General features: G+C 58.8%; 17 protein-coding genes and 3 pseudogenes. 9 read left to right on the forward strand and 11 right to left on the reverse strand.

Going from position 1 to position 24,929, the window contains the following annotated elements; all coding sequences use genetic code 11:
* Positions 1–173: 173 nt before the first annotated feature.
* The 6 genes and pseudogenes from MA884_RS02750 to MA884_RS02775 form a co-directional block, all read right to left on the reverse strand.
* A pseudogene (locus tag MA884_RS02750) lies at positions 174–440 on the reverse strand (helix-turn-helix domain-containing protein); the annotation flags it as partial.
* A 171-nt stretch (positions 441–611) separates the two neighbouring features.
* Positions 612–1,970, reverse strand: coding sequence for a dimethylsulfonioproprionate lyase DddP (dddP, locus tag MA884_RS02755; RefSeq protein WP_256228906.1), 1,359 nt, complete (start codon positions 1,968–1,970; stop codon positions 612–614).
* A gap of 111 nt (positions 1,971–2,081) precedes the next feature.
* Positions 2,082–3,107 carry a glycine betaine/L-proline ABC transporter substrate-binding protein ProX gene (proX, locus tag MA884_RS02760; RefSeq protein WP_256228908.1) on the reverse strand — a complete coding sequence of 342 codons (1,026 nt, stop codon included), beginning with the start codon at positions 3,105–3,107 and terminating at the stop codon, positions 2,082–2,084.
* 54 nt (positions 3,108–3,161) lie between these two features.
* Positions 3,162–4,136, reverse strand: a pseudogene (proW, locus tag MA884_RS02765) (glycine betaine/L-proline ABC transporter permease ProW); the annotation flags it as partial.
* Positions 4,137–4,147: 11 nt separating this feature from the next.
* Positions 4,148–5,320: a glycine betaine/L-proline ABC transporter ATP-binding protein gene (locus MA884_RS02770; protein ID WP_256228909.1), complete on the reverse strand. Its 1,173-nt coding sequence runs from the start codon at positions 5,318–5,320 to the stop codon at positions 4,148–4,150.
* A gap of 279 nt (positions 5,321–5,599) precedes the next feature.
* Complete coding sequence (locus MA884_RS02775; protein WP_256229187.1) at positions 5,600–6,829, reverse strand: aromatic ring-hydroxylating dioxygenase subunit alpha; 1,230 nt, start codon at positions 6,827–6,829, stop codon at positions 5,600–5,602.
* Between the two features lie 229 nt (positions 6,830–7,058).
* Here MA884_RS02775 and MA884_RS02780 point away from each other — a divergent pair, with 229 nt between their 5' ends.
* From MA884_RS02780 to MA884_RS02800, 5 genes are all read left to right on the forward strand, one after another.
* Positions 7,059–8,048 (forward strand): LysR family transcriptional regulator, encoded by a 990-nt coding sequence (locus MA884_RS02780; protein ID WP_256228910.1) that lies wholly within the window; start codon positions 7,059–7,061, stop codon positions 8,046–8,048.
* Between the two features lie 338 nt (positions 8,049–8,386).
* Complete coding sequence (locus tag MA884_RS02785) at positions 8,387–9,883, forward strand: aldehyde dehydrogenase (RefSeq protein WP_256228912.1); 1,497 nt, start codon at positions 8,387–8,389, stop codon at positions 9,881–9,883.
* A gap of 4 nt (positions 9,884–9,887) precedes the next feature.
* Positions 9,888–10,781 (forward strand): dihydrodipicolinate synthase family protein, encoded by an 894-nt coding sequence (locus MA884_RS02790; RefSeq protein WP_256228913.1) that lies wholly within the window; start codon positions 9,888–9,890, stop codon positions 10,779–10,781.
* Positions 10,782–10,799: 18 nt separating this feature from the next.
* The gene (locus MA884_RS02795) at positions 10,800–12,125 is read left to right on the forward strand and encodes an FAD-binding oxidoreductase (protein ID WP_256228914.1); all 1,326 of its coding nucleotides are present in this window, start codon (positions 10,800–10,802) and stop codon (positions 12,123–12,125) included.
* A gap of 42 nt (positions 12,126–12,167) precedes the next feature.
* Positions 12,168–13,055, forward strand: a complete 888-nt coding sequence (locus tag MA884_RS02800) for a DMT family transporter (protein ID WP_256228915.1) — start codon at positions 12,168–12,170, stop codon at positions 13,053–13,055.
* A 53-nt stretch (positions 13,056–13,108) separates the two neighbouring features.
* On the opposite strand, the gene MA884_RS27950 is transcribed toward MA884_RS02800, so the two are convergent.
* Positions 13,109–13,963: a methyl-accepting chemotaxis protein gene (locus tag MA884_RS27950; RefSeq protein ID WP_371134727.1), complete on the reverse strand. Its 855-nt coding sequence runs from the start codon at positions 13,961–13,963 to the stop codon at positions 13,109–13,111.
* Positions 13,964–13,969: 6 nt separating this feature from the next.
* Positions 13,970–15,052, reverse strand: a pseudogene (locus MA884_RS27955) (cache domain-containing protein); the annotation flags it as partial.
* Positions 15,053–15,340: 288 nt separating this feature from the next.
* Between MA884_RS27955 and MA884_RS02810 the strand changes: the two are divergent.
* Positions 15,341–16,381, forward strand: coding sequence for a GlxA family transcriptional regulator (locus MA884_RS02810; RefSeq protein WP_256228918.1), 1,041 nt, complete (start codon positions 15,341–15,343; stop codon positions 16,379–16,381).
* Between the two features lie 129 nt (positions 16,382–16,510).
* On the opposite strand, the gene MA884_RS02815 is transcribed toward MA884_RS02810, so the two are convergent.
* Together MA884_RS02815 and MA884_RS02820 are read right to left on the reverse strand one after the other, a co-directional pair.
* A complete protein-coding gene (locus tag MA884_RS02815; protein WP_256228919.1) occupies positions 16,511–16,912 on the reverse strand; it encodes a hypothetical protein in 402 nt (133 codons plus the stop codon).
* Between the two features lie 413 nt (positions 16,913–17,325).
* The gene (locus MA884_RS02820; RefSeq protein WP_256228920.1) at positions 17,326–18,048 is read right to left on the reverse strand and encodes a pirin family protein; all 723 of its coding nucleotides are present in this window, start codon (positions 18,046–18,048) and stop codon (positions 17,326–17,328) included.
* Positions 18,049–18,369: 321 nt separating this feature from the next.
* Between MA884_RS02820 and MA884_RS02825 the strand changes: the two genes are divergently transcribed.
* Together MA884_RS02825 and MA884_RS02830 are read left to right on the forward strand one after the other, a co-directional pair.
* Positions 18,370–19,320, forward strand: a complete 951-nt coding sequence (locus MA884_RS02825; RefSeq protein WP_256228921.1) for a GlxA family transcriptional regulator — start codon at positions 18,370–18,372, stop codon at positions 19,318–19,320.
* Between the two features lie 181 nt (positions 19,321–19,501).
* The gene (locus tag MA884_RS02830) at positions 19,502–20,974 is read left to right on the forward strand and encodes a winged helix-turn-helix domain-containing protein (RefSeq protein ID WP_256228922.1); all 1,473 of its coding nucleotides are present in this window, start codon (positions 19,502–19,504) and stop codon (positions 20,972–20,974) included.
* Here MA884_RS02830 and MA884_RS02835 read toward each other — a convergent pair.
* Entirely contained in the window at positions 20,921–23,731 is a 2,811-nt protein-coding gene (locus tag MA884_RS02835; RefSeq protein WP_256228923.1) for a winged helix-turn-helix domain-containing protein, read from the reverse strand. The two genes, MA884_RS02830 and MA884_RS02835, sit on opposite strands and share 54 nt — an antisense overlap.
* Before the next feature lie 356 nt (positions 23,732–24,087).
* On the opposite strand from MA884_RS02835, the gene MA884_RS02840 reads away from it, so the two are divergent.
* Positions 24,088–24,909: an alpha/beta fold hydrolase gene (locus tag MA884_RS02840; protein ID WP_256228924.1), complete on the forward strand. Its 822-nt coding sequence runs from the start codon at positions 24,088–24,090 to the stop codon at positions 24,907–24,909.
* Positions 24,910–24,929: the final 20 nt, after the last annotated feature.

Here is a 24,929-nt window from a genome sequence, read left to right on the forward strand (position 1 = left end):
AACACTGGCGCAACAACTAACATTTATTGAAGGCAATACATGACCCTGCGTTATAAGTTGGTGCCAGGCAAATAGGGGGATACCCGTAGCCAAAGAGCAGGCAGGTGGGCGCGCGGCCGCACGTAGTGAAACGAACGTCCGGCGGCACAGCCGAGGTTATCTGCCAGCAAACGCTATATTTCGTAGCGATCTTCTTTCGACGGGGGATGGCCGAATATGGCGCTATAGCACTTACTGAAATGAGGGGTGGAGACGAAACCGCAGGCAATGGCGACATCAGTGACTGACAGTCTGGAGTTTTGTATCAGGCGACGCGCTTCTCTAAGTCGCAGCTCCAGGTAGTAGCGCTGGGGGGACGTGCTGATTTGTTCGCGAAACAAGCGTTGGATTTGGCGCTTGGACAGTCGAACGCATTCGGCGAGCAAATCCAGGCCTAACGGGGATGACTTCGCAATCGTTGCGACTGAAAGTATGGACTTTTATAGATCCGGGCCGGATGAGGTTGGCGGTCACCAGCACGTCCAGGCATTGCGTGAAGCAAGCCAGGGAGAAGTTATCAAGCAGGAGAAAACCTACGCTTGATCGCTTGCCGGTCTCAATCGATTGACTCATCAATTGGGCGTTGTATCCCGCAGGAAACTGTCGTCGAAGGGATAGTGGGTGAGCAGTTCATAGCCGGTCTCCGTGACCAGCACCTGGTTCTCCAACTTGATCCCGTCCTGCCCTCCCACCTCTCCCACATACGCCTCGACACAAAGCGCCATGCCCGGCAGTAATTCACCCTCGTATCCGTAGGACTCCAAGTCTTCCGGGTAGCGAATGCTTGGGTATTCATCACACAGCCCTACACCGTGGTAAATCACGCCGTAGCGTTGAGCCCGGCAGGGTTCGGGCAGGCGGTGCGCCTTGGCGGTCAGCTCGGTGAAGCGTACGCCTGGCTTTATCAACTCGGTGTTATGGATGATATGGTCATGGGCAATTCGATAGAGGCGCTTCTGTTCGGCTGTTGGCTCGAGTCCTCCACAGATCCAACTGCGGGACATGTCCACGCACATGCCGTAGGTGCCGATCAGGTCCGTGTCGAACGACAATAAGTCGCCATCGTTCAATACCCGTGGGCCGGACTCCTGGAACCACGGATTGGTGCGTGGGCCGGAGCTGAGTATTCGCGTTTCGATCCACTCGCCGCCCCGGCGGATATTGCCGGAGTGCAGGGCGGCCCAGACATCGTTTTCCGTTGCTCCTGCCCGTAGTGCCTGATGCATTTCGGCGATGGACGCTTCGCATGAAGCCACCGCGCAGCGCATAGCCTTGATTTCATCGGGGCCTTTGATCATCCGCGCAAACTCGGTCACTTCCTGGCCGCTGCAAATCTCGACCGCGAGTGCATCCAGTGCGCGTAAGCCTGCGACTTCGATCCGGTCTACCGCCAGGCGCCGGTTGGCTCCGGCGTGTTGACGCAGCAGCTCGTCGAGCTGGCCTGCGAAATGCCTGGCATGGCGATCGGTGTGTTCACCGGTCTCGAAATAGAAGAACGACGCGCCGCTGCGTAACTCGGTAACCAACGGTAAGTGGGCGGAGAGGTGATCACAGCCATGGAAATCCCACAGCACTACATGGCCGCTGGCCGCGACGAAACACGCGCGCGCGGGATTATGGGTCGTCCACAATTGCATGTTCGTGGTGTCGGTGGTGTAGCGGATATTCAGCGGGTCAAACAACAGGATGCCGCCAAGGTCGCGAGCGACCAGTTGGTCGACGATCCGCTGCAGACGGTATTGGCGCATGGTCGGTAGATGAGGCGCTTGCAGGCCCAGTTGAGCCCACTCCGCGAAAGCCAGCGGCGTAGGGCCTATCTCGACGCGATTGTTGTCGTCGACGGAGCCGTCGGCTTTCAGCGCAGCTGCGCGCTGCCTGGCTGGGTCGATACGGCGAGCGCCGGCCGGAACAGAAAAAGGTGAAGTCGTCATGAATTCCATCCTGATTTCATTACTGGATAACCATCGGACACAGCACATCAGTCATTCAAGGCCAGGCTGGGTGGCCAGGCCACAAGTGCGCCTGGCGAAGGAGGAGGGCCGTTACTTGCTGGCTTGGGCCGCAGCCCGGGAAGCTTGGAGCCAGGCGTCGAATTGCTGGCGGTGAGCGGCAATCCATTCCTTGGCATGCCGGGTGATATCCGCTGGCTTGTTCTCACCCTTTTGCATTCTCAGGTTCTGCGCACTTTCGTCGTCAGTGCTGATCTGCATCTGGGAAAGAAACTTCAAGGCCGCTGGATTTTCTTTGGCAAAGTCTTTGTTAAGTACCGCCTCTACCTTGTCTACGGCGAAACCGAGATTCTTGCCTTTGTAGGAGGTGTCGACTTTGTTATTGCCGCCTGGCAGGTCGGTGTACGGTACTTCGAGCCATACCACGTCTTTACCTTCGACCAACACACCGGCGATCCACTGAGGTACCCAGGTGTAATAGAGGATCGGCTGGCCCTGTTTGTAGCGGGTGATGGTGTCTGCCATCAGCGCGAAGTAGGAGCCGCGATTGTGGTTGACCGTTTTCTCAAGATCATAGGCCTTGAGGTGATGGTCGATGGTGAGCTCACAGCCCCAACCGGGATTGCAGCCGGTCAGGTCCGCTTTACCATCGCCGTCGACGTCGAACAGCTTTGCGATCTCTGGCTTCTTGAGGTCCGTCAGGTATTTGATGTTGTAGGCATCAGCCGTCTTTTTATCGATCAGATAGCCCTGCAATACTCCAGGCATGATATCGCCTGCCTTGATCATGTCCTCGTCACCACCCGCTTTCTGGTAGAAGGTGTCGTGGAGGTTGTCCCACATGTGCACGGTGAAATCCGCGTCGCCACTGCCCAAGGCCACCAACATCACGGAGTACTCGGTTTCCTTCGGCTCCTTGAGCTTGTACCCAAGTTCACGCAGGCCCTCCATGGCGATTTCACCCCGAAAGTGCTCTTCGGCGATGGAAGGAAAGATCGGTGTTACCGATACACCGTCGCCGGGCTTGTCGGCCGAGGCCACGGCATGGAATGACAAGACGGTCAGGGCGACAGTCGAGATGCACCGCCGGATGTTGCGGGAGAGTTTCAATTCGCACATGTCACATACCTTTCTTCGTTTTTTTAGTTGAGTGCGGCAGTTCTAATCGAAATTTCATGCAGTCTTGCGCTGCGCTGGAGGCTGGCGTGAGCCGAAGAGGCGCATGACAAGCCCGACCGGACCGGTGTGGTACCAGCGTAAACTTGGATCGGCTTTGATGCGTTCGCCCATGGCCTGCGTGAGGCGATCGAGGAAGATCGCGAGCAACACCAGCCCGACCCCCCCTACGGTGGCCAAGCCCATGTCCAAGCGGCCGATACCACGCAGGACCATCTGGCCCAGTCCGCCGACAGAGATCATCGAAGCGATGACCACCATCGACAGGGAGAGCATCAGGGTTTGGTTGAGGCCCGCCATGATGGTTGACGTGGCCAATGGCAGTTGCACGCGCATGAGCATCTGCCGAGGCGTGCAGCCGAAAGCGCGGGCCGCCTCGATCTTGTCTTCCGGCACTTGGCGGATACCTAAATTAGTCAGGCGTACCAGGGGAGGGAGGGCAAAGACGATGGTCACCAGAACGCCGGGGACGTTACCGATGCCGAATAACATCACCACCGGCACCAGATAGACGAAGGCCGGCAGCGTCTGCATGGCGTCCAGGACAGGTCTGATGGCCCGTTCCAGGTGGTCGTTCCTGGCGCTGAGAATGCCCAACGGCACCCCGAACAACGCACAGAAGAACACCGAAGTGAGGACGAGGGACAGCGTGGTCATGGATTCGGACCACACCCCAATCATACCGAGCAGGGTCAAGGTCACCAGGCAAAGCAGCGCCATGCGCTTGCCTGCCAGTTGCCAACCCAATAGCGACGACATCAGGATTCCGATAGTCGGCGGGATGCTTTGCAGGATGAACTCAATGCCGTTGAGCACTTGATCGATTGGCCAGCGCACCGCCCGGAACACGTCCCGGAAGTTATGGACGAGATAGTTGAGCGCGTTTTGCACCCATTCGCCCAACGGGATGATCGCCGTTTGGAAGGGGTCTAAAAAACTGAAATCTGACATGGTGGCTACCTCTTTTTTGTTTGCATCGACACTTAATGGCGACTCAGGGTTTGAAGTAGCTGACTCTTGGAAAGCGTCCCCTTGAGGGCACCTGCGCGGTCAAGCACCGGTACTGGATAAGGAAGTGTCGCGGCGATATCCAGCACGTCATGCAGCGGTGTATCGAGGTATACGGGGTGTTGTTCATGCAGACTGTGGCGTTGACCTGCAACGTCCTGCGCTACGCTCCCGTTGCCATCGGTATCAACGACACCCAGCAATTGATCTTGCTCGTCGATCAGGTAGCCATAGGGTGTGCCTGCTTTGAAACTGGGCGCTTTACCGTTCACCCGGCAGATCATTTCCGGATCCAGTTGAGCCACATCCCCGGCCGTCAGGACTCTCGAACTGTCGAACCCCTTGAAGAAGTTGCGCACATAGTCCGTCGCCGGCTGGTTGATCAGTTCCTGCGGGGTGCCGATCTGCACGACCCGGCCGCCTTCCATGATCGCGATGCGATGGCCGATGCGAATGGCTTCCTCGATGTCGTGGGAGATGAAGATGATGGTGCGCTGTTGTTCAGCCTGCAGACGGATCAGTTCACCCTGCATCTCGCTGCGGATCAGTGGGTCGAGGGCCGAAAATGCCTCGTCCATCAGCAGGATCGTCGGATCGTTGGCCAATGCCCTGGCCAGCCCGACACGTTGTTGCATGCCGCCAGACAGTTGATGTGGGTAGCTGTGCTCGTGGCCCGCCAGACCCACCTGGCTCAAGGCTTCCTGGGCGCGCAGATGGCGTTCTTTCTCCGGCACGCCGGCGATTTCCAGGCCAAAGGAGGTATTTTCCAGCACGCTCATGTGGGGCATCAGTGCAAAGGATTGGAACACCATGCCCATTTCCTTGCGCCGTACATCGAGCAAGGCTTTATCCGAAAGCCCGGTAATTTCGCGGCCGTTGAGGTGAATGCTCCCCGAGGTGGGTTCGATCAGGCGATTGAACAAACGCACCATGGTCGATTTGCCAGAACCTGACAGCCCCATGATCACGAAAATTTCGCCTCGCTTGACCGAGAAACTTGCATCAAATACGCCGACCACATGGCCGGTTTTATTAAAGATCTCATTCTTGTCGGCGCCATTGCGCAGCATTTTCATGGCGATGTCTGGATTAGAGCCAAAGACCTTAAAAATGTTATTGACCGAAAGAATTTCATCGTCATGGCTCATACGACCCTCTTCTTATCTTTATGACCAAATATTTAACTTGTCCCGGTCGCTATTACAGCTGGAGGGCAAGCGCATATTGGCAGTCCGTTCGAATGCCGAACGTGAGTCATTGCGGTGCGCCATAGTCCTGCCTTGAACTTTTTAGTCATCCCTGGCTGAAGCGCCCCCGGTATGACATTAATCGCCTTATAGGGCGTCCAATGCCATGTTCTTATTTATGCATAGAAACAATTAAATCAAATGGACGGTTTATGCCCGGTCCGCCTCGGTTTGCGCTGCTTATAGAACGCTTGAAGTTGCTTCCGTCAGGCGTCGGGTCATGACCTCGCAGTACCAGTCGACGAACTGGTTGACGCCATTCTCTACCAGTGGTGAGTAAGGGCCCGGTTGATAGGCAGGTGACGTGACGCCGACCTGTGCTCCCTCGACCAGGCGTCGGTCCTGGTCGTTGGTCGCCATCCAGACCTTGGTCAGGCGCTCGATATCGTAGTCCACCCCTTCCTGTGCATCCTTGTGCACCAACCAGCGGGTGGTTACGACGGTCTCGCCCGGACCTTTAGGCAGCACTCGGAAGCTCAATGCGTGGTCGCCAAGAAAGTGATTCCAGGTCGATGGATAATTGAAGTACAGCAGCGCGCCGATATTATCGACCCCACTGCGATCCAGGCGTCTGGCGACGGCAGGCTTGCCGTCCATGGTGTAGCTGCTGGCTCCGTCGCTGAGGGGGATCCGGGTCATCCGATATTGACCTTCAGGATCCATGTTGATCCGGCTCGCCAAACCTGCTGCCTCGCAGGCGCTCCAGTGGGCGGCAAGCTCCGGATCTTCGTCACCGCCGATGCCCTGGACAGATACGTTTTCTACAAACGACTTCAGCAGCTCAGGGTGCGTCCCGTCACAGTGATAACACTCGCGATTATTCTCGAAGACGAGTTTCCAGTTACCTTTCTCGACCAGGTGAGCTTCGAAGGCGACCTTGCAGTCTTCCAGATTGTGCGGGCCAATGAACGGCGAAACAGCGCTGCGGAACTTCTCGAAATCCGGTGCCACCTTGGCGACGCAGACATAAATGTAGCTGTGCACCACTTCACAATGCGCCGGTATAAGCCCATGGTCGGCCGCGTTGAAGTCCGGGCCCATGTTGCCGGCGTAAATAAGCTTGCCATCGAGTTCGAACGTCCACTTGTGGTAGGGGCAGACCAGCTTCGCGACCTTGCCTTTTTCCTCGGTGCAGACCTTTGAACCACGATGACGACACGCGTTGTGGAACGCCCGGACGCTACCGTCTTTTCCTCGTACAACGACTACCGGGTAATCACCGATCTGCAGGGTCAGGTACTGGCCTGCTTTCTCCAGCTCAAAAGTGTGCCCCGCAAAAATCCACGCCCGATGCCAAATCTGCTCCAGATCCTGGCGATACAGATCGGCATCAGAATAAGCAGCGCCAGGAAGAGCATGCTGCGGTTTGCGCTGCTTGATCAGGTCTAATACATCGGTGTACTTAGGCATTTCTTTCATGCACTCCTTATTATCGGGGCTTAGTGCAGCGTTTCCGGTTGCGCAAATGAGTCGCTGACTTGGCCACTCTGCGAACTTGCTTCAACGCTGCGTCCAATTCAGCTAGCCTTACGGCATGGATGCGCCTGAATTCCGGTTGCCACTGCTTGCAAATAGTCTAGGACGAGGCCATAGGCCTGAAGAATCGACATTTTTTATGGGGTAATGATGATCTACTGTCATGGTTAAGCAGACCGAGCCCGATCAGGCGCTGATCAAGATGCCCTCGCTGCGCGCAGTCAAGGCTTTCCTGGCCGCAGCCAGGTATCAGAATTTTACCCGGGCCGCTGAAGCGCTCTGCGTGACGCAGGCCGCCATCAGTCGCCATATACGGGATTTGGAAGAGCATCTCGGGACCGAGCTGTTCGATCGGGCAGGGCGTGCCGTCAGGCTGACCGACGCCGGCTCCAACTTCTATGATGTCGTGCAGTTGTCATTCAGTAGCATCGCTCAAGCCGCTGAGCGTATGCGCAATAACGCTGTCTCCAAGCATGTGGTCACGCTGTGCTGTTCGCCGGCCTTTACCAACTTTTGGCTCGGGCCGCGACTGCCGGCTTTTTTCGAAGCCTACCCTGAGATTGATCTCAACCTGGTGGTGACTCAAAACTTCCTGTCGATGGATACGGGGGTGCATCCGGATATCATCATCTGCAAGATGATGAAGAGTCACGACGGCTATCACAGCGAGCCTCTGATGTGCGACGTCATTTACCCAGTGTGCACACCGCTCTATCTGGAGCAGCATCCGGAACTGCAATCCATCCATGGCCTTCGCGACAGCGCGTTACTGAACCTCAGCCCTTTCGGGCGCTCGCAAGTGGCCGAGCATTTGGACTGGTATGGATGGCTCGCCCACTACGATATCGACCTCAAGGCGCGCTCCAGCAAGGCGTCTCACTTTTTCAACGCCAACGACTACAGTCTCTTGATCCAGCTCGTGCTGGGCAATCAGGGCGTGGCGTTGGGTTGGGATCATCTGGTAGCGCCGCTGATTGAGAAGGGGCTGCTGGTGCGCCCGGTCGAGGAAAAGCTGGTGCACAAGGAAACCCTTCACTATTTGAACTTCAATGAAGACAAAGCGCGCGATGCAAGCTGCTGCAAGCTGCGCGACTGGCTCCTGGCACAGTTCGACAGGGGCGGGTTAGAGGAGCCGGACGTAGCCCTTACATAACCGCAGATCATCAGTTGCTCCACATAAAAGTCGCTGTGTGCTGTTCCCGCCTGTCTTTATTCTTTCACCTTGAGAGCCAAGAACTAACGCGTGTCTCAAGGTGAAGGATTGACCCTTCTTTCCTGAACGAACAAATACGAGTGCTGGTTATTGGTGCGGTTCGTGTCGTATTCGCCTGCCCGGACATTCAGTTTCCGTTGGCGTTGGTTATTCGGCGTCGACTATCAGCAGCATTCGAATGAGTAACGAGTTGCCCATCAGTGCCGATCCGGTAACCGTTGTAGTGGTCACGTTGTCGGTATCTATCGCTCAAAAAAAAGAATGCGGGGAAGACCATAATGACTCAGTTGAAAACAACAGAAGAATACCAGTCCATTGCTCGGCAGCTGACCTTGCCAAACAAGGCTGTGATCGATGGTGAAATACGCTCGGCACTTTCCGGGGCAACGTTCAGTACAGTCAATCCCGCTAATGGCGAGCACCTTGCCGATGTGGCCGCTTGTTCGTCAGCCGATGTGGACGTGGCCGTCACCGCCGCGCGGGCCGCGTTCAATGATGGTCGTTGGTCAAAGCTTCATCCCAGTGCGCGTAAGCAGGCGATCCTGCGCCTGGCTGCGTTGATCGAAGAAAACGCGCTGGAACTCGCGGTGATGGAAAGCCTGGACAGCGGCAAGACCATTTTCGACTGCCAGACCGTCGATGTGCCGGAAACCATTAACTGCCTGCGCTGGCACGCCGAAGCCATCGACAAGATCTATGACCAGGTATCGCCTGCCTCCGACGGTCATCTCGCTTTGGTTGTCCGTGAGGCGATCGGCGTGGTTGGCCTGGTCTTGCCTTGGAACTTCCCGCTGTTGATGCTGGCCTGGAAAATCGGCCCGTCTCTGGCCGCGGGTTGCTCCTTGGTGGTCAAGCCGGCGGAAGAAACGTCGTTGACGACTCTGCGCGTTGCTCAGTTGGCCTTGGAGGCCGGCATCCCCGCCGGGGTCTTCAACGTTGTGACCGGGGGCGGGGCTGAGGTCGGTGAGCCCATTGGCCGTCACCCGGATATCGACGTCATCTCTTTCACCGGCTCGACGGATACCGGGCGTCGTTTCCTGAAATACTCCGCCGAGACCAATCTCAAGGAAGTGGTGCTGGAGATGGGTGGCAAGAACCCTTGCATCGTTCTGAACGATGTCCGAGATGTGGACAGTGTTGCCGCGCATATCGTGAACGGTGCGTTCTGGAACATGGGGGAGAACTGCTCGGCGATCTCCCGACTGATCGTGCATGAGGACATCAAACCTGCTCTGATCGAGCGCATCAAGCACTTCGCCAGCGACTGGCATGTGGGTGATCCACTCGATCCGGCCAACCGCGTCGGCCCGTTGGTGTCCAGCGAACATTTCAGCAAGGTCAGTTCCTACCTGGGCCAGGGTGAGCCGGTGCTCTTCGGCGGGCAGACCAGCCAAGGGCGCTATGTACACCCGACCATCATCGAAGCCTCAAGCAATGACGCAAGACCTGCGCGTGAAGAAATCTTCGGCCCGATCCTCACCGTGATCACTGTCAGCAGCCTTCAGGAGGCCGTGGCAGTGGCCAACGACACGGACTACGGACTCGCCGCTTCGGTGTTCACGGACAACGGCAAGCAAGCCATGCGGGTCGCCCGTGCCCTCAAGGCCGGGACAGTGACCGTCAACTCGTTTGGAGAAGGTGACATCACCACACCATTTGGGGGTTACAGGCAATCAGGTTTCGGTGGCCGCGACAACTCGTTGCATGCCCACGATCAGTACACCCAACTGAAAACCATCTGGCTGGATCTTTCCAGTGACGAAGAAGGGGTTTGAGTCAATGTCTGCCTTCGCTTTTCCCGGTCTCAACCTCGCGGTCACCACGCCTTTTGATGCCCGGGGCAAGATCGACTATCCGCGCTTTGAGGCCTTGCTCGAGCGCTATCTCGCCGCCGGCGTGCATGGCTTCGTACTGAGTTCCGGGACAGGGATGCATGTCTACCTGAGCAAAGAAGAGTCCAGGCAACTGGTTGCCTTTGGCGCCAAAGTCATTAACGGGCGTGCCCGCGTCATCGTTCAAACCTCTGCCTTATTGGTTGACGAGGTGGTGGAGCGCACCCGACATGCCGCCGAGTGCGGCGCGGACGGCGTCATGGTGCTTCCGCCATTTTTCGAAGGCCCCACCGATGACCAGGGCATCGTCGACTTCTATTCCACCGTGTCTGAAGCCGGACTGCCCATCATTGGCTACAACGTGCCTCAGGCGGTGGGCGTGGAAGTGACCCCGGATCTGTTTCGCCAACTGAGCGAAATTCCGAACTTCGTATCGGTCAAGGACAGCAGCGGCGATCTGGCGGCGCAGGCGTCGCTGATTCGTACGGGGCTGCCGACAATGAATGGCGCTGATCCACTGGTGCCGTACGCGCTCTTTGCCGGTGCAGCGGGTCTGATCTGGGGCGGGGCGAACATGGCGCCGCGCTCTTGTGTTGCGGTAGTGAAGGCCGCCATGGAGCAGGACTGGACGCGTGCCCGGGATATCTGGCGGTCGATCGAGCCGGTGATGTCGTTGATCTGGCAGGGTGATTACGTGCAATCGGTTTATGCCGGTGCCGAGATCACAGGCTATGGAGCGGGGAATCCTCGCCGACCATTGGCTCGTCTGCCTGCTGAGAAGATCGCCGTGCTAAAGACAGCCCTTGAGCCCTTGATCGCTCTCGAGTCCGAACTCGCCTGACGATCTTGGGAGCAAGTCATGTACGTGGCCACTAAATTTCCAAAAAACAGCAGTCTTTCCGCCTGGGTGGCCATGCTTCCTGCGCGCATACCGACCCTCCCGCTGGAAGGCGCAGTGACCGTTGACGTTGCGATCATCGGTGCCGGCTTTGCCGGTCTCTCTGCCGCGCGACGGTTATCCCAGCTCGATCCGACTCTGCGGGTTGCGATACTGGAAGCCGGCGTTGTCGCAGAGGGTGCCACTGGGCGCAATTCAGGCTTCATTATTGATTTGCCCCATGAGGTCAGCTCGGAAGATTTCGGTGGCTCATCAACCGACCGGGCTCGACGGGACATCACGCTCTACCGGACTGCGATCGGCTTGGCCACGGACATGGCGCAGGAGCACGGCTGGGCGCGCGATATCATTGACCCATGCGGTCGCTACAGTGTGGCTATCAGCGAGAAAGGCGATGCTCACATCAAGGCTTATGCCCGACAATTGCAAGGGCTCAATGAGTCCCATGAAATCCTGGATGCCAAAGGCATTCATGAGGTGACGGGGAGCCAACTCTATACTTCCGGGCTCTACATGCCCGGTACGGTGATGGTGCAGCCAGCGGCCTACATACGAGCGGTTGCAGACAGTCTGCGCAATCCGGTAACGCTGTATGAGCACTCTGCGGTCCGGTCCTTCGACAAGCAGCCGGGAGGCTGGTCACTGAAAACGTCCAAGGGCACTGTAGCGGCCAAACGCGTCATTTTGGCCAACAACGGCCATGCACAGAGTTTTGGTCTGTTTCCTGGGCAACTGCTGCATGTCTTCACCTATGCGTCGATGTCGGAGCCTTTCGACCCACGACGCCTGAACGGTAAACGCGACTGGGCGGCCACGCCGGCGCTGCCCATGGGCACGACTGTGCGCCGGGTCAGTGGTGCTGCGGGTGACCGCATCCTGATCCGTTCGCGTTATTCCTATCACGCGGGGCTGGAAATCAATGAAGGCCATGTACGCAGTGCGGGACGCGTACACGATGGCAAGTTCGCTGATCGCTTCCCCGGTCTCGCAGGCGTGAAGATGCAATATCGATGGGGCGGTCCGATGGCCTTGACCTGGAACAGCGTGCCGATTTTTGGCGAAATCGAGCCCGGGTTATTCGCCGCTTGTGCGTGCAACGGCCTGGGGGCTTCGAAATCTACGGCTGCCGGGATCGCGGCGGCCGAGGCAGTCGTGGGGCTGAACTCGCAGTTGGTTGAGATTTTCTCCAATTATGACTCGCCAAAAAACCTTCCTCCCCAGCCATTCCTGAGCATCGGCGCGAAAGCTGACTTACGATTACGCGAATGGCGTGCCGGGCGTGAATGATGTTGTCACGAAGCAGCAAGTCCCATCGAAATGGAATGAGTCATGAGCGATCAATTGGACACCGCGGCACCTGCTTACAATGTTCCCAGGCCCCAGTTCGGTATTCTCTTGTGTCTTCTCTCAATGCTGGTGTTCGCAAGCCAGGATGGGATCACCAAGGTACTGGTCAAAGACCTCCCAATCGCGCAGTTGGTGATGGTGCGCTATTGGGTATTCCTGGCTTTTGCTGTCGGCTATAGCGTCTATCAAGGAAGCCTGCGCACGGCCTGTCGAAGCAGCCACCCTTACCAGCAGGTCATCCGTGCCTTGATTGGGGTGGGTGAAATTGTCTTGTTTGGATTGGGGTTGCGCTATCTGGGGTTGGCCGAAATGCATGCCCTGTATGCGGTGTTCCCGTTGATGACACTGGGGTTGGCAGGGGTATTTCTGGGTGAGTTCATCGGTGTGCGTCGATGGGTTGCCGCGGCCATAGGCTTCACGGGGACGCTGATTATCCTTCGACCTGGCACCGGTGTTTTCGAGCTTGTAGCACTGATCCCGCTTTTGTCTGCCTTGGGGTTCGCTGTCTTCAGCGTGCTGACCCGCCGGATCAGCCAACATGATTCGTTCGCCACGAACATGCTTTACATGGGGTTCTTCGGCGCGATCACCATCACCTTGTTGGGCCTTCCCGGATGGGTGGCTCCGAGCCCGCTGCAATGGGGCCTGATTGCGGTGCTTTCCACGACAGGCGTGGTGGCCCAGCTGTTATTTCTCCAGGCGCTGAAGTATGCAACGGCGGCCACACTTCAACCGTTCAACTACACGCTGCTGGTGTTTGCCACGCTGATTGGCCTGCTGGTATTCGGCGAGCTACCTGACACATGGACAGTAGTGGGGGCGTGCCTGGTGTTTGCCGGTGGCATGTATGCAATCAAAGCGAGAGGGTAGTGGTTTGCGGGTGTTCATTCGCCTTGAGCCGTCCTTGGCTTCAGGCTTTTATATTAGAACTTGAACCGCCCCACCAACCCTTTGAGCTGTCCGGAAATATCCGTCAACCGGCCCGACCCCGTCTGCGCCGAGTGGGCATATTCTTCCACCAGTTGTGCATCGGTATGGATTTGCGAGATGTGCCGGTTGATGTCTTCGGCCACCTGGTGTTGTTCCTCGGCCGCCGTGGCGATCTGCGTGTTCTGGTCGCGAATCGAATCCACTGAAATACGGATCTTGTCGAAGCTGTCGCGGGCCTGCTGGATGCGTTCAACGCTGGTTTTGGACCCTTGCAGACTGCCCTGCATTTGCAGGGTGACTTCCTGGGTCCGGCGCGCGAGGTTGCCGAGCAGGCTGTCGATCTCGCCGGTGGAGTCGGCGGTACGACGGGCCAGGGCGCGCACTTCGTCCGCTACCACGGCAAACCCGCGACCCTGGTCCCCGGCACGCGCCGCTTCGATGGCAGCGTTGAGGGCCAGCAGGTTGGTCTGTTCGGCAATTGAGCGAATGGTGTCGAGGATGGTGTTGATGTTCTTGCTGTCCTGCTCTAGCGCCTGCATGGTCTGGGTCGACTTTTGCAGGTCCTCGCTCAGTTTCAGCACGCTGCCCGTGGCTTCACCGATGTGCTGTTGACCATCGTGCACGTCGCGATAGCCCGCGTCCGCGCTGGAGGCGGCCTGACTGCAGGAGCGGGCCACCTCGTTGGCGGTGGCGACCATTTCGTTGAACGCCGTGCTCACCAACTCAACGGCCTGACGTTGACGTCCGGCGGCTTCGTTCATGTTTTGCGCCACTTCGCGGGTATCGGCGGCGGCGCTCTGCAGGTCGGAGGAGGCGCTGCCGATGCGCTGCACCAGTTGCGCGATCATGCCCAGGAACTGGTTGAACCAGCTCGCCAGGGTGGCGGTTTCGTCCTTGCCTTGCACCGAGAGCTTGCGGGTGAGGTCGCCTTCACCTTCGGCGATTTCCTGCAGGCCATTGGCAACACCGCGAATCGGGCGCACGATCACGCTGGCGAAACTGGCACCGACGATGGCGAACACCACTGCCAGTGCGGCGGCGATGATGGCGATCAACCAGGTCAGACTCGCGGCTTCGGCCATGACTTCGTCGCGTTTGATCAGGCCGATGAAGCGCCAGCCCAGGTCTTTGGAGCTGACGACGTTGGCCATGTAGGGCACGCCATCGATCTCGATCTGAGTCACGCCATCCCCGCTTTTGGCCAGTTCGGCATAGTTGGGGCCAAGTTCCGCCATGGGCTTGAAGTTGTGCTTGGCATCGCTGGGATCGACCAGGACGTTGCCATTGGCTTCGACCAGCATCAGGTAACCGCTGTCGCCCAGCTTGATGTTCTTGACCAGTTCGGTCAGTTGCTTGAGCGATACGTCCAGGCCCACCACACCCACCAGCTTGCCGGCGGCGTCGGAGACCGTGTGGACGATGCCGATCAGCGACACATCGTCCGGTTCCCAGTAATAGGCGTCTGTGCGTACGTTAGCGCCCGGTGACGCGATGGCGGCCTTGTACCACGGACGAACGCGAGGGTCGTAGTTGGAAATTTTGGGATCGTCAGGCCAGCTGGCGTAGCCGCCGTCGGCCAGCCCCAGAGAAAGATAGGCGGTGGTCGGATGGCTTTTGGCGAATCTGTCGAAGATTTCCAGCAGCTGTTTGTTGTTCTCAGGGAGAGGAATTTGTGCGGCGTCGGCACCGGAATAATTTTTCAGATCCTTGGCCGCGATAATCCGCGGGTCTTTGGCGAAGAACTCGACGTTCTGGCTGATGCCATCGAAGAATTGCTTCATGCCGTTGTCGATCTGGCGGATTTCACGGCCGCTGCTGTCCAGGAAATTGGTTTGTGCAGCGTCGCGCAGGTTTAACACGACCAGCACCGCCACCAGGATAACTGGCAGGCAGGCGATGGCCGCGAACGCCCAGGTCAGCTTCTGTTTGATATTCATGACTTCTCCCGCGGATATTAGAGGTGTTGAAACGGCGGAAACAGGAAACAGTAGCGGTGCGCGTTGCGAGTTTCTGGAACGGGGGAAGCGCCCATGCGTACCTACACCATATCGACCAAAGTCGAATGTACTTGAGGCCGTTCGGCTGCCAGGCAGGGCGATCGGCCTGGGATGTAGCGAGCCGATTGCAGCCGTCGCGGTTAATCTGGAAGATGTGCGAGTGGCTCTCCTGCTCAAGGCGCGAGAGTGACGCAAGCCCTGATCGCCTTCATGTATTGACGAGGCCCTATGCCAAGCGCATTCGAGAGCGTACTTAAAAACAAAAACATGGCTTACCGGCCAGTCGGGTCGCCAGGTCCTGGGCAGGCTCCGATTCGTGTCGCATTCGTATTGATGGACAATTTTTCGATGATGTCCTTTACCGGTGCGGTAGATGCGCTGGTGACAGCCAACCTGATGAGCGACAAGCCTCTCTATGAGGTGCTGACGGTAGGGGCGTCGGGGGGGCAGGTGACCAGTGACCTGGGGATCGTCATCTCTGCCGATAGCGAGTTGGCGCAGTTGCCGGAGAACCAGGATGTCCTGATCGTCGCTGGTGGCTTTCGGGTGAAGTTGCAAGGCATGCCGCTGCTGCGACGCAAGCTGCGCGCCCATGCGTCGTCCGGGGCAATACTGGGTGGGCTGTGGAACGGCGTTTTTTTTGTTGCCGATGCCAATTTGCTCGATGGTTTCGAGTGCGCGGTTCACCCGGAAAGTCGCGCCATGATGGCGGAGGTTTTCCCCCACGTGAAAGTTTCCAGCCGAGCCTATGTCGTTGACCGGCAGCGGGTCAGTTGCGCAGGTGCGAACAGCTCGCTGCGCATGATGCTTCAGTTGATCCGCCAGACGGGAGGAGAGACGTTGGTGGGGGCGATCGAAGAAATCCTTCGCTGTGATGAGTCGGGCGACGCGTCTGATCTGCCGCCGGTCTTCGTTGAGACCGATCCGACACTGCCAGAAAGTCTCAAGCTGGCGTTGGAATTGATGTGGCAAAACATCGAGGAGCCGTTGACCATCGATGAGCTGGCTGCATGCGTGAAGATTTCCAAGCGGCAGTTGGAGCGGCGGTTCTGCAGTTTCCTCGGGGCGACCCCGACGCGCTATTACCTGGAGCTACGCCTGACCCGTGCGCGCCAACTCATTCAGCAGACCAATCGATCCGTGACAGAAATCGCCGTGGCGACGGGCTTTGTCAGCTCGCCGCATTTTCAGCGTCGGTTTCGGGATTTTTTTGGCGTTCCGCCTGGTAGTTACCGTACGGCGTTTGAGCGAAAACAGGGCGTTCGGTGATAGCGAGTGACCTGATCGGAGGTGGGAGGGGCTTGATGGCAAGTGTCAACAATCCCCGCACAGAACATCATGTCAGAGAACTTTGGCCTGTAGATGGCAGGTAAACGCCGCAGGCTAGCGGCGTTGGGATCAGATTTTATCGTCCGCTTTTACCTTGGCAGGCACTTCATCGGCCTGCGAGGCGGTCATGCTTGTGCCGCGGCAGAGTACTTTGCGCACTTCATCGGCGATCGAGCCTGCGACGATGCGCTCCTGCATCGGGTCGAATTGAGCTTTTTCCAGTCTTTCGAGGCTGTTGTACATACCCATGTGCCGGACGTTCCGGTTCGCGCAGTCGAGGGCCAGTTTTGTGTAGTTGGTGAAGTAGGGACCCGATCTTTGGACGGTGACCTGGAGGGTCGAACCATTTTCGGTAAACGAGACGATGGCGTATTCGGCCTTCGAATCGTCGTAGGCGTACTGGATTTTTTGAACGTCTGCTGTCGCGTAGCAGGCAACGGAAAGCACCGCAAGAGACATAACCGTTTTCATACTTCTTCCATGATTAACTGAGTGAGGATAGTTGATGGCTAATTGAAATCATTTCGACAGCCAATAACATTCAGACAATATTGTAGTTTTAATAAGGACAGAGCACCACTGGTCGGAAAGCGCCGTCACTTCGCATTGTTGGGTTCACTCAGCTCATGCAACTTAAGTTTCTATAGATGCTTTCGATAGATACTCGCTAGTAGGTGTGATAGATGGCCAAATGATATGTCGCAACGCTTCGACACTTATTTCCTACAGTCATGTAGCACCCATCAATGATTAATTAAATATTCAAAGCTGAGTCTGCATGGAGGGTAGTGAGTCCCGGCGGGAGGAGAACCTGCCCGCGATATAAGTGTTCCATTCAACAGGAAGGCTGAATGAGAAACCGCTATCGCGAACAGGACCTGCCTTCATGGCATTTGCGGCAACTCCTGCGGGCGCAGGTCAAACACCAGGACCTCGGCGTCCTGGCCGTTGCTCAACGTCAGCACCTGTTCATCACGCACCCGCACACCATCACCTTCCTGTAACGGCACGCCATTGAGTTCGACGCTGCCACGGGCCACATGCACGTAGGCATAACGATCAGGCGCCAATGTCAGGGTGGCGTTTTCCTTGCCGTCGAACAGCCCGGCATAGACCCGTGCGTCCTGGCGCACCTGGAGCGAGCCGTGGGCGCCGTCCGGGGAAATGATCAATTGCAGGCGACCTCGTTTCTGTTCGGCGCTGAAGTGTTCTTGTTGATAGCGCGGCGTGGCGCCACTGACGTTGGGCACGATCCAGATTTGCAGGAAGTGCACCAACTCTTCGGCGCTGTGGTTGAACTCGCTATGGGCCACGCCGCTGCCGGCGCTCATCAATTGAACATCACCCGGGCGAATCACCGAACCCGTGCCCAAGGTGTCCTTATGCTCCAGTGCGCCTTCAAGTACATAGGAGAAAATCTCCATGTCCCGATGAGGATGCTGGCCGAAGCCCTTGGCGGCTGCGACCCGGTCGTCGTTGATGACCAGCAGGTCGGAGAAGCCTTGTTCATTGATGTTGCGGTAGCTGGCAAAGGAAAAGGTATGGAACGAGGTCAGCCAGCCGTGACGGGCGATGCCACGATCCGAAGCTTTGCGAAGAGTCAGCATGGTAGTTCTCCTGATTTGTGTAGGCGACGGCGGGCGTTCGCCGGGTTCAGAAGAAGGTTAATGGTTATTGAAGTGTTCAATAAGTAGCTGGAAAACGAAAGACTGTCCCTTCTGAGTGGACAGTGAGTGATGCCTACCAGCAGGTGCCTGGCTTCGACATAATGATAGTTTTCCATGCTCCACAAAACCCGTGGGAGCGAGCCTGCGCGCGATAAGGCCGGTCCAGCCTGCGTCCATGTTGGTTGACAGTCCGCTGTCGCGAGCCGGTTCGCTCCCACAGGTGGCATCTACAGATCCTCGATATTTTTGGCGTATTCCCTGATGAAAACCGTTGCAATGGTGCTGTTCCCGGATTTTCTACTGCTCGACATGGCCGGGCCCCTTGAAGTGTTTTCCATCGCCAATCGTTACCTTGAACCTGATCTTCATTATCAATTGCTGACCCTGGGTACCGAGCGCGGCGCGTTGCGAGCGTCCAATGGGGTGGCGGTACAGGCCGATATCCACATCGATCAGGCCTGGGCGGCCTACGACGTGTTGTTGGTGCCGGGTGGGCCGGGGGCCTATAACGACCAGCAGCCGGGATTGCACACCTGGTTGCGCGCAGCGGCGCAACGGGCCACTCGCTGCGGCTCCATTTGCACCGGAGCGTTTGTGCTGGGGGAGGCGGGGCTGCTCGACGGCTATCGCGTCACCACCCACTGGCACTACACCGACCGCCTGATCCAGCGTTTCCCCAACGCACGGGTGGAAACCGACAAAATCGTCCTGCAGGACCGACGCTTGTTTACTTCCGGCGGCGTCACTGCCGGCATCGACCTGGCGCTGTCCATTGTCGCTCAGGACCACGGTCGACAAGTCGCGTTGGATGTGGCCAAGGTATTGCTGGTGGTGATGAAACGCCAGGGCGGCCAGGCGCAGTTCAGCCCGCTGGTGGCGACGGTGGCGGCTCAAGAGTCTGCCATTACCCGGGTGCAGAATCATGTGATGGAGCATCTGGAGGAGCCTTTCACCATCGAGCGCATGGCAGCGATGGCCGCCATGAGTTCGCGCCATTTCGCCCGAATGTTCGCTCGCGAAGTGAAGATGACGCCCATGGAATTCCTGCAAGGCGCGCGCATCGACCGGGCCCGCCAGTTGCTGGAATCCACCGATTTGCCCCTCAAGACCGTGGCGTTTCGCAGCGGCTTCGGCAGTGTGCGGCACATGCGCTTTCTGTTCAGTGAAAAGCTCGGCTTGACCCCGGTGCAGTATCGGCAGCAGTTCAGTTGAGCCGTCGGTGTCCGTCCAGGGCACCGCGATGTCCGTGATGCGCCCTGTGCCAGCATTGTCCTCCGGGCAGTGGCTGCCAAGATAACGGCGAACCCTCTGGAAAGGATGCGCAGGAGCCAGGGCAGACGCGTTCGGATATCCGTAACGTTCGCCCGGAGCGGTTATCCCGCGCTGGATCACCATGAACAGTTTCGTCAAAGCGGATACCGAGGCGCCAGTGAGCTTCGGTCCGTTTATCTTTTACCGCCAGCAGCGACTTGTCACCCGTGACGGTGAGCCGCTGGCATTGGGTGGTCGCGCCCTGGACATTCTTCAAGTGTTGCTGGAGAACGCCGGTCACTTTGTCAGCAAGCAAGCTCTTATCGCGCGCGTCTGGCCTGATAGCGTGGTGGAAGAAATCAACCTGCGGGTACACATCGCGGCGCTGCGACGGGCGTTCGGTGACGCGGCGGATGGTTTTCGCTACATCCTCAATCATCCACGGCAGGGCTATTGCTTTGCTGTGCCCGTGGATGCTGACCTCGAGCAGCCGGTCGAGCGGCATAACCTGCCCGCGCGCCTGAGCCCGGTGATCGGTCGCGACAAAGTGCTGGGACGGTTGCTCAGCGCGGTGCCCCGTCAGCGCCTGACCACCGTGACCGGACCGGGTGGGGTCGGCAAGACCGCCGTGGTGCTGCGGGTGGCTGAACTGTTGCTGGAACACTTTGATGATGGTGCCTGGTTTGTTGACCTGTCCGTCATCAGCGACCGGTCGCAGGTGACGGCACAGGTTGCCCGCACTCTTGGTCTGGAACGCGGCGTCTTGAGCCAGCAACTGAAGTCCTGTCGAATGCTGCTGGTACTCGATGGCGGCGATCATCTGCTCGACGCTTGTCGGGATCTGGCCCTGGCTTTGGGCGCATCGGCCCCGCAGGTCTCGCTGTTGTTCAGCAGCCGTGAGCCCTTGAATCTGCCTGATGAGAGTGTCGTAGAACTATCGGGCCTGACAGTGGCCTCGGCCCTTGAGCCTGAGCACCAGATATTGGCGTGTCCGGCGGTGCAGTTGTTGATCGATCAGGTCGCTGCCCGACAGCAGGGTTTCAAGCCCAATGACCGCGAGCTGGCGACGATTGCCCAGCTATGTCAACGCCTGGACGGATTACCGCTGGCGCTGGAACTGGCGGCGGCCCAGGTCGGCGTGTTGGGCGTGGCGGGGGTCTTGGAACAGTTGGATTATGGCCTGTCACTCTTGAGCCACGGACGCCGCACGGCTGTGGCGCGTCATCGAAGCCTGGAGGCCATGCTGGACTGGAGTTTCGAGCGCTTGAGTGACGATGAGCAGACAGCGTTCCAACGTCTGGCCGTGTTCGATGGACTGTTTACGCTCAAGGCGGCAATGGCCGTCATCAGTTGCGCTGAGCTGGATGCCGGGCAATTGCCTGGTCTGCTGTCACGGCTGGCGAGCCAATCGCTCGTGATGGTCGAGCAGTGCGTGGACGGAGTTCGATTCCACTTGCTCCACACCACTCGCGCCTATGCCTTGGAAAAACTGCACCGCAGTGGTCAGTGGGCTGTTTTCAGCCAGCGTCATGCGCTGCAAGAAGCTTGGGAGATTGGTCGTTCAAGGCCCCAGCCGCCGAGTCAGTTTTTGCAGCAGCGCGCCGGCTTGCTGTAGGTCGGGGGTGTCGAACCCTTCGCTGAAACGTCGATAGACCGGCCCGAGCAGATCCTGGGCGGCGTTGTCCATGCCCCGACGTTGCCATAGCCGGGCCAGGGACATGGCGCTGCGCAGTTCCCAGGCCAACGCATTTTGCCTCCGGGCCACCGTCAGGGCGCTCAGCAGTTGCTCTTCGGCGCGGCGCTCAAGGGTGGGGTCGTTTTGCGCCAACAGGGTTTCGGCGTCGGCCCGCAGGATCTCCGCCGTACACCAGCCTGCCGCACCGTTGCGGGCGCGCTCGACCTGTGCCTGGCTGACACAATCGATGCGCAGGGTGACGACGATATCCTGGATCAGTCCGGCGTTGGTCGAGTTCGCTTCCAGGGTTTTGTCATCGAAAGCACGGGCGTAGTGGCTGGCCCAGTCATGGAACAGCATGACCGAATGTTTCTTGGCCTGGTGCTTCAACAGTTCGAGCCTTTCCCGGGCGCTTGAGTGATCGCCGTTGTAGTGCGCAATGACACAACCGCTCAGCGCCAGGGTGTAGCAGATCGAGATGCCGTGGTTGATCTGCAAGGCAATCTGCAGCGCAAGGTCGGCGGTACGCCGGGCTTTCTCGGCAAAGCCTTGCAGCCAGAGAATGCGCGCCAGAACGGTCAGTGCCGCCACGCTCTGATCGTATTGGACGCCGAAACCGTGGGAGAAACGGCTGAGGTGGCCGCTCTGGGCCAGGCGCTGGACCACTTGTTCGGCATCACGCCGGGCGGCCGTCTGATCACCGGTGAAATGCTGCGCCAGCACACGCAGGCGTTGGGTGCTCAGAGACAGGATCGGATCGCCGTGCACGCCCAGTCGGTTGAAATCCAGGCTTTGTGCCAACGCCTCTTGGTAGTTGCCGCAGCTGAGGTTGACCGTCATGAGCCCCGACACGGCTCGCAGCTCGCCGGCCAGGTCCTGGCATTGTTGTGCCTGGCGCCGGGCGGTGATGAAGGCTTCGACAGTGGCAGGCGCACCACCTTGAGTATGGTAATTGAAACTGGCATGGGCCAGTTCCAGGGCGAGGGTCAGCCGTGGGCACGGCGCGGCGCCTTGGCGTAATAACGCCCGCGCCTTGCTCACGTAAAGCCCGTGCTCCTTGAGCAGCGACAATTCCTGCCAGAGAGGCAGGGTGCGGGCGGTCAGGCGGATCGCCACCGTGTGCGAACCCTGCGGACTCAACCCCCGGTCGAGCGCGGCGCGGATGTCGTCACGATAAGTGGCGTAGCGGGTGATCCACTGCCGCGTGGGAGTCGTTTCCCAGTCTTTTTCGGCTTGTTCCATGAGCGTCAGGCAGCGCTCGGCGTGTCGTTCGTGGCTGGCAGCCAGCTCCCCGGCCTCAGCCAGTTTTTCCAGCGCGTAGCGACGAGTGGTATCCAGCAAGCGGTAGCGCACCTCTTCATCGCCGATCTCGACATTAAGCAACGATTTGGCGACCAACTGGCTGACCGACACCAGAACCTGATCAGGCGCGATATGTTGGCCCACGATCACCGCCGCAGCCGAGGCCAGGTCGAAGCTGTCCATGAACACCGCCAGCCGGCGTAGGCAGGTCTGCTCGCAGGGCGTGAGCAGTGCGAAACTCCAGTCCAGCGTGGCGCGCAGGGTTTGCTGGCGCGGTGCGACGTCGTTGGTGTCATTGTGGAGCAGGACGACGCTGCCTTGCAGTTGCCGGTGAAGCGCCTCCAGTCCGAACACACCGATCTGGCCGGCAGCCAGTTCGATGGCCAGGGGGATACCGTCCAGCCGACGACAGATGTCGACCACCAGCGGTATGTCCTGATCCGTCAGCTCGAAGCTGTCATGACTGGCCATTGCCCGCTCGGCGAATAATTGCAGCGCCGGAAATTCCAGGGCTGGATAGCCCTCGATGAGCATCTCCCGTGGTGGGAACGCCAGAGCGTCCAGGCGCTGCACATGCTCACCTTCGGCCCGCAGGGCTTCGCGGCTGGTGGCCAGGATATGCAAGTGGGGGGCTCCGCGCAGCAGGGTTTCGCTCAGTTGGGCGATGGCGTCGATCAGGTGCTCGCAGTTATCGATCACCAGCAACAAGTGCCGGTCCTTGAGTCGGCGGGCGATGGCGTCCAACGGATCGCCGTCGTGCAGCGGCAGGTCCAGCAGCGCACACAGGTTTGGGGCAATCATGCACGGATCGTTGAGCGAGGCCAGGTCAAACAGATAGGTGCCGTCGCGATAGTGGCCGATCAGCCGTTCAGCGACCCGCAAGGCGACGGTGGTCTTGCCGATCCCGCCAGTACCCACCAGGGTGATGAAGCGTTTTCGCGGCAATCGGGCCACCAGGCTTTCCACCAGGCCTTGCCGTCCGATCATCCGAGTGCGGCGTGGCGGCAGGTTGCGGGCCAGCGAAGGGTGAGGGATGCGTGCCAGTTGCTCGACCGGCTTCAGGGACAACGGTGCGACAAAACTGTAGCCGCGCTGGGCCACGGTGATGATGTAGCGCTGCCCCGCCTGGCCGTCTCCCAAGGCCTTGCGCAGTGCCGCCACGTGGACCCGCAGGTTGGTGTCTTCCACGACGCTCGTGGGCCAGACACGGGCCATCAGTTCTTGCTTGCTCACCACTTGCCCGGCGTGTTCGAGCAACACCAGCAGAATCTCCACCGCCCGCCGCCCCAGGCGCAACGGTTGCCCGGCCTCCAGTACCAGCCGCTGGCGAGGATGGACGCGGTAAGGACCAAAATGCACCGTCTGTTCGACGGGCAGGCTGAGGTATTGGCTCATGTTGCTCTCAATTTCTTGTCCCGGTGCTTGGGCTTTCCCGAGCATATTCCTCAGGTTTTGTTTCAAGCGCAACGGTGAACGTTTTCCAGACGCCGCCTTCAAGGCGTCGATCTCTGTGGCGAGGGAGCTTGCTCCCGCTGGGCTGCGAAGCGGCCCCCAAGGCCCCACTCCCAATCAATCTGGCACGCCGAGGTGACAGTCTTGGGGCTGCTGCGCAGCCCAGCGGGAGCGAGCTCCCTCGCCACAAAAGCAGTTTTTCATACTGACGCTCCGAAAAAATTAACAACGTTTAACTCACGCAACTGCCCCCTCTGACCGGACCATTGAGCAATCCACTCATCTCAAGGAATCACGTCATGAGCACCTTCATCACCCGCGACGGCACCGAGATTTACTACAAGGATTGGGGCAGTGGTCAACCGGTGGTCTTCAGCCACGGCTGGCCGTTGAACTCGGACAGTTGGGAGGCGCAGATGATGTTCCTGGCGTCCAACGGTTATCGGGTGATCGCCCATGACCGCCGCGGGCACGGGCGCTCCAGCCAGCCATGGGACGGCAACGACATGGACACCTATGCCGATGACCTGGCCGAGCTGATTGAGCGGCTGGACCTCAAGGACGCGGTGCTGCTGGGCTTCTCCACCGGCGGTGGCGAAGTTGCCCGCTACATGGGGCGACATGGTGCTGCCCGGGTTGCCAAGCTCGGGCTGATCTCGGCGGTGACCCCGCTGATGCTCAGGACCCCGGCCAACCCTGGTGGCTTGCCCGTGGAGGTGTTCGACGGTTTCCGCCAGGCCTCTCTGGCTGACCGTTCTCAGCTATACAAAGATGTGGCCAGTTCGTTTTTCGGTGCCAACCGGCCGGGTGCCAAGGTCTCCCAGGGCATGATCGACTGGTTCTGGATGCAGGGCATGCTCGCCGGTCACAAGAACACCTACGACTGCATCAAGGCGTTCTCGGAGACGGATCTGTCCGAAGACCTGCGCTATATCGATGTGCCGACCCTGGTGGTCCATGGCGATGACGACCAGGTAGTCCCGATCGAAACGGCGGGCATCGCGGCCGCCAAATTGCTCCAGAACTCGCAGCTGCTGATCTACCCCGGCGCGCCGCACGGCCTGACCGATACGCACAAGGACCGGCTGAACGCGGACCTGCTGGCGTTCATCCAGGCTTGATCACGCACTAACCTGTGGGA

Origin of the sequence: Pseudomonas sp. Q11 (assembly GCF_024494355.1) — a bacterium.
Classification (GTDB): Bacteria; Pseudomonadota; Gammaproteobacteria; order Pseudomonadales; family Pseudomonadaceae; genus Aquipseudomonas; species Aquipseudomonas hefeiensis.

Coding starts and splice junctions, on each gene's coding strand:
- dddP (WP_256228906.1), bottom strand. CDS start 1,970: ATGACGACTTCACCTTTTTCTGTTCCGGCCGGCGCTCGCCGTATCGAC.
- proX (WP_256228908.1), bottom strand. CDS start 3,107: ATGTGCGAATTGAAACTCTCCCGCAACATCCGGCGGTGCATCTCGACT.
- MA884_RS02770 (WP_256228909.1), bottom strand. CDS start 5,320: ATGAGCCATGACGATGAAATTCTTTCGGTCAATAACATTTTTAAGGTC.
- MA884_RS02775 (WP_256229187.1), bottom strand. CDS start 6,829: ATGCCTAAGTACACCGATGTATTAGACCTGATCAAGCAGCGCAAACCG.
- MA884_RS02780 (WP_256228910.1), top strand. CDS start 7,059: ATGGTTAAGCAGACCGAGCCCGATCAGGCGCTGATCAAGATGCCCTCG.
- MA884_RS02785 (WP_256228912.1), top strand. CDS start 8,387: ATGACTCAGTTGAAAACAACAGAAGAATACCAGTCCATTGCTCGGCAG.
- MA884_RS02790 (WP_256228913.1), top strand. CDS start 9,888: ATGTCTGCCTTCGCTTTTCCCGGTCTCAACCTCGCGGTCACCACGCCT.
- MA884_RS02795 (WP_256228914.1), top strand. CDS start 10,800: ATGTACGTGGCCACTAAATTTCCAAAAAACAGCAGTCTTTCCGCCTGG.
- MA884_RS02800 (WP_256228915.1), top strand. CDS start 12,168: ATGAGCGATCAATTGGACACCGCGGCACCTGCTTACAATGTTCCCAGG.
- MA884_RS27950 (WP_371134727.1), bottom strand. CDS start 13,963: ATGATCGCGCAACTGGTGCAGCGCATCGGCAGCGCCTCCTCCGACCTG.
- MA884_RS02810 (WP_256228918.1), top strand. CDS start 15,341: ATGCCAAGCGCATTCGAGAGCGTACTTAAAAACAAAAACATGGCTTAC.
- MA884_RS02815 (WP_256228919.1), bottom strand. CDS start 16,912: ATGAAAACGGTTATGTCTCTTGCGGTGCTTTCCGTTGCCTGCTACGCG.
- MA884_RS02820 (WP_256228920.1), bottom strand. CDS start 18,048: ATGCTGACTCTTCGCAAAGCTTCGGATCGTGGCATCGCCCGTCACGGC.
- MA884_RS02825 (WP_256228921.1), top strand. CDS start 18,370: ATGAAAACCGTTGCAATGGTGCTGTTCCCGGATTTTCTACTGCTCGAC.
- MA884_RS02830 (WP_256228922.1), top strand. CDS start 19,502: ATGAACAGTTTCGTCAAAGCGGATACCGAGGCGCCAGTGAGCTTCGGT.
- MA884_RS02835 (WP_256228923.1), bottom strand. CDS start 23,731: ATGAGCCAATACCTCAGCCTGCCCGTCGAACAGACGGTGCATTTTGGT.
- MA884_RS02840 (WP_256228924.1), top strand. CDS start 24,088: ATGAGCACCTTCATCACCCGCGACGGCACCGAGATTTACTACAAGGAT.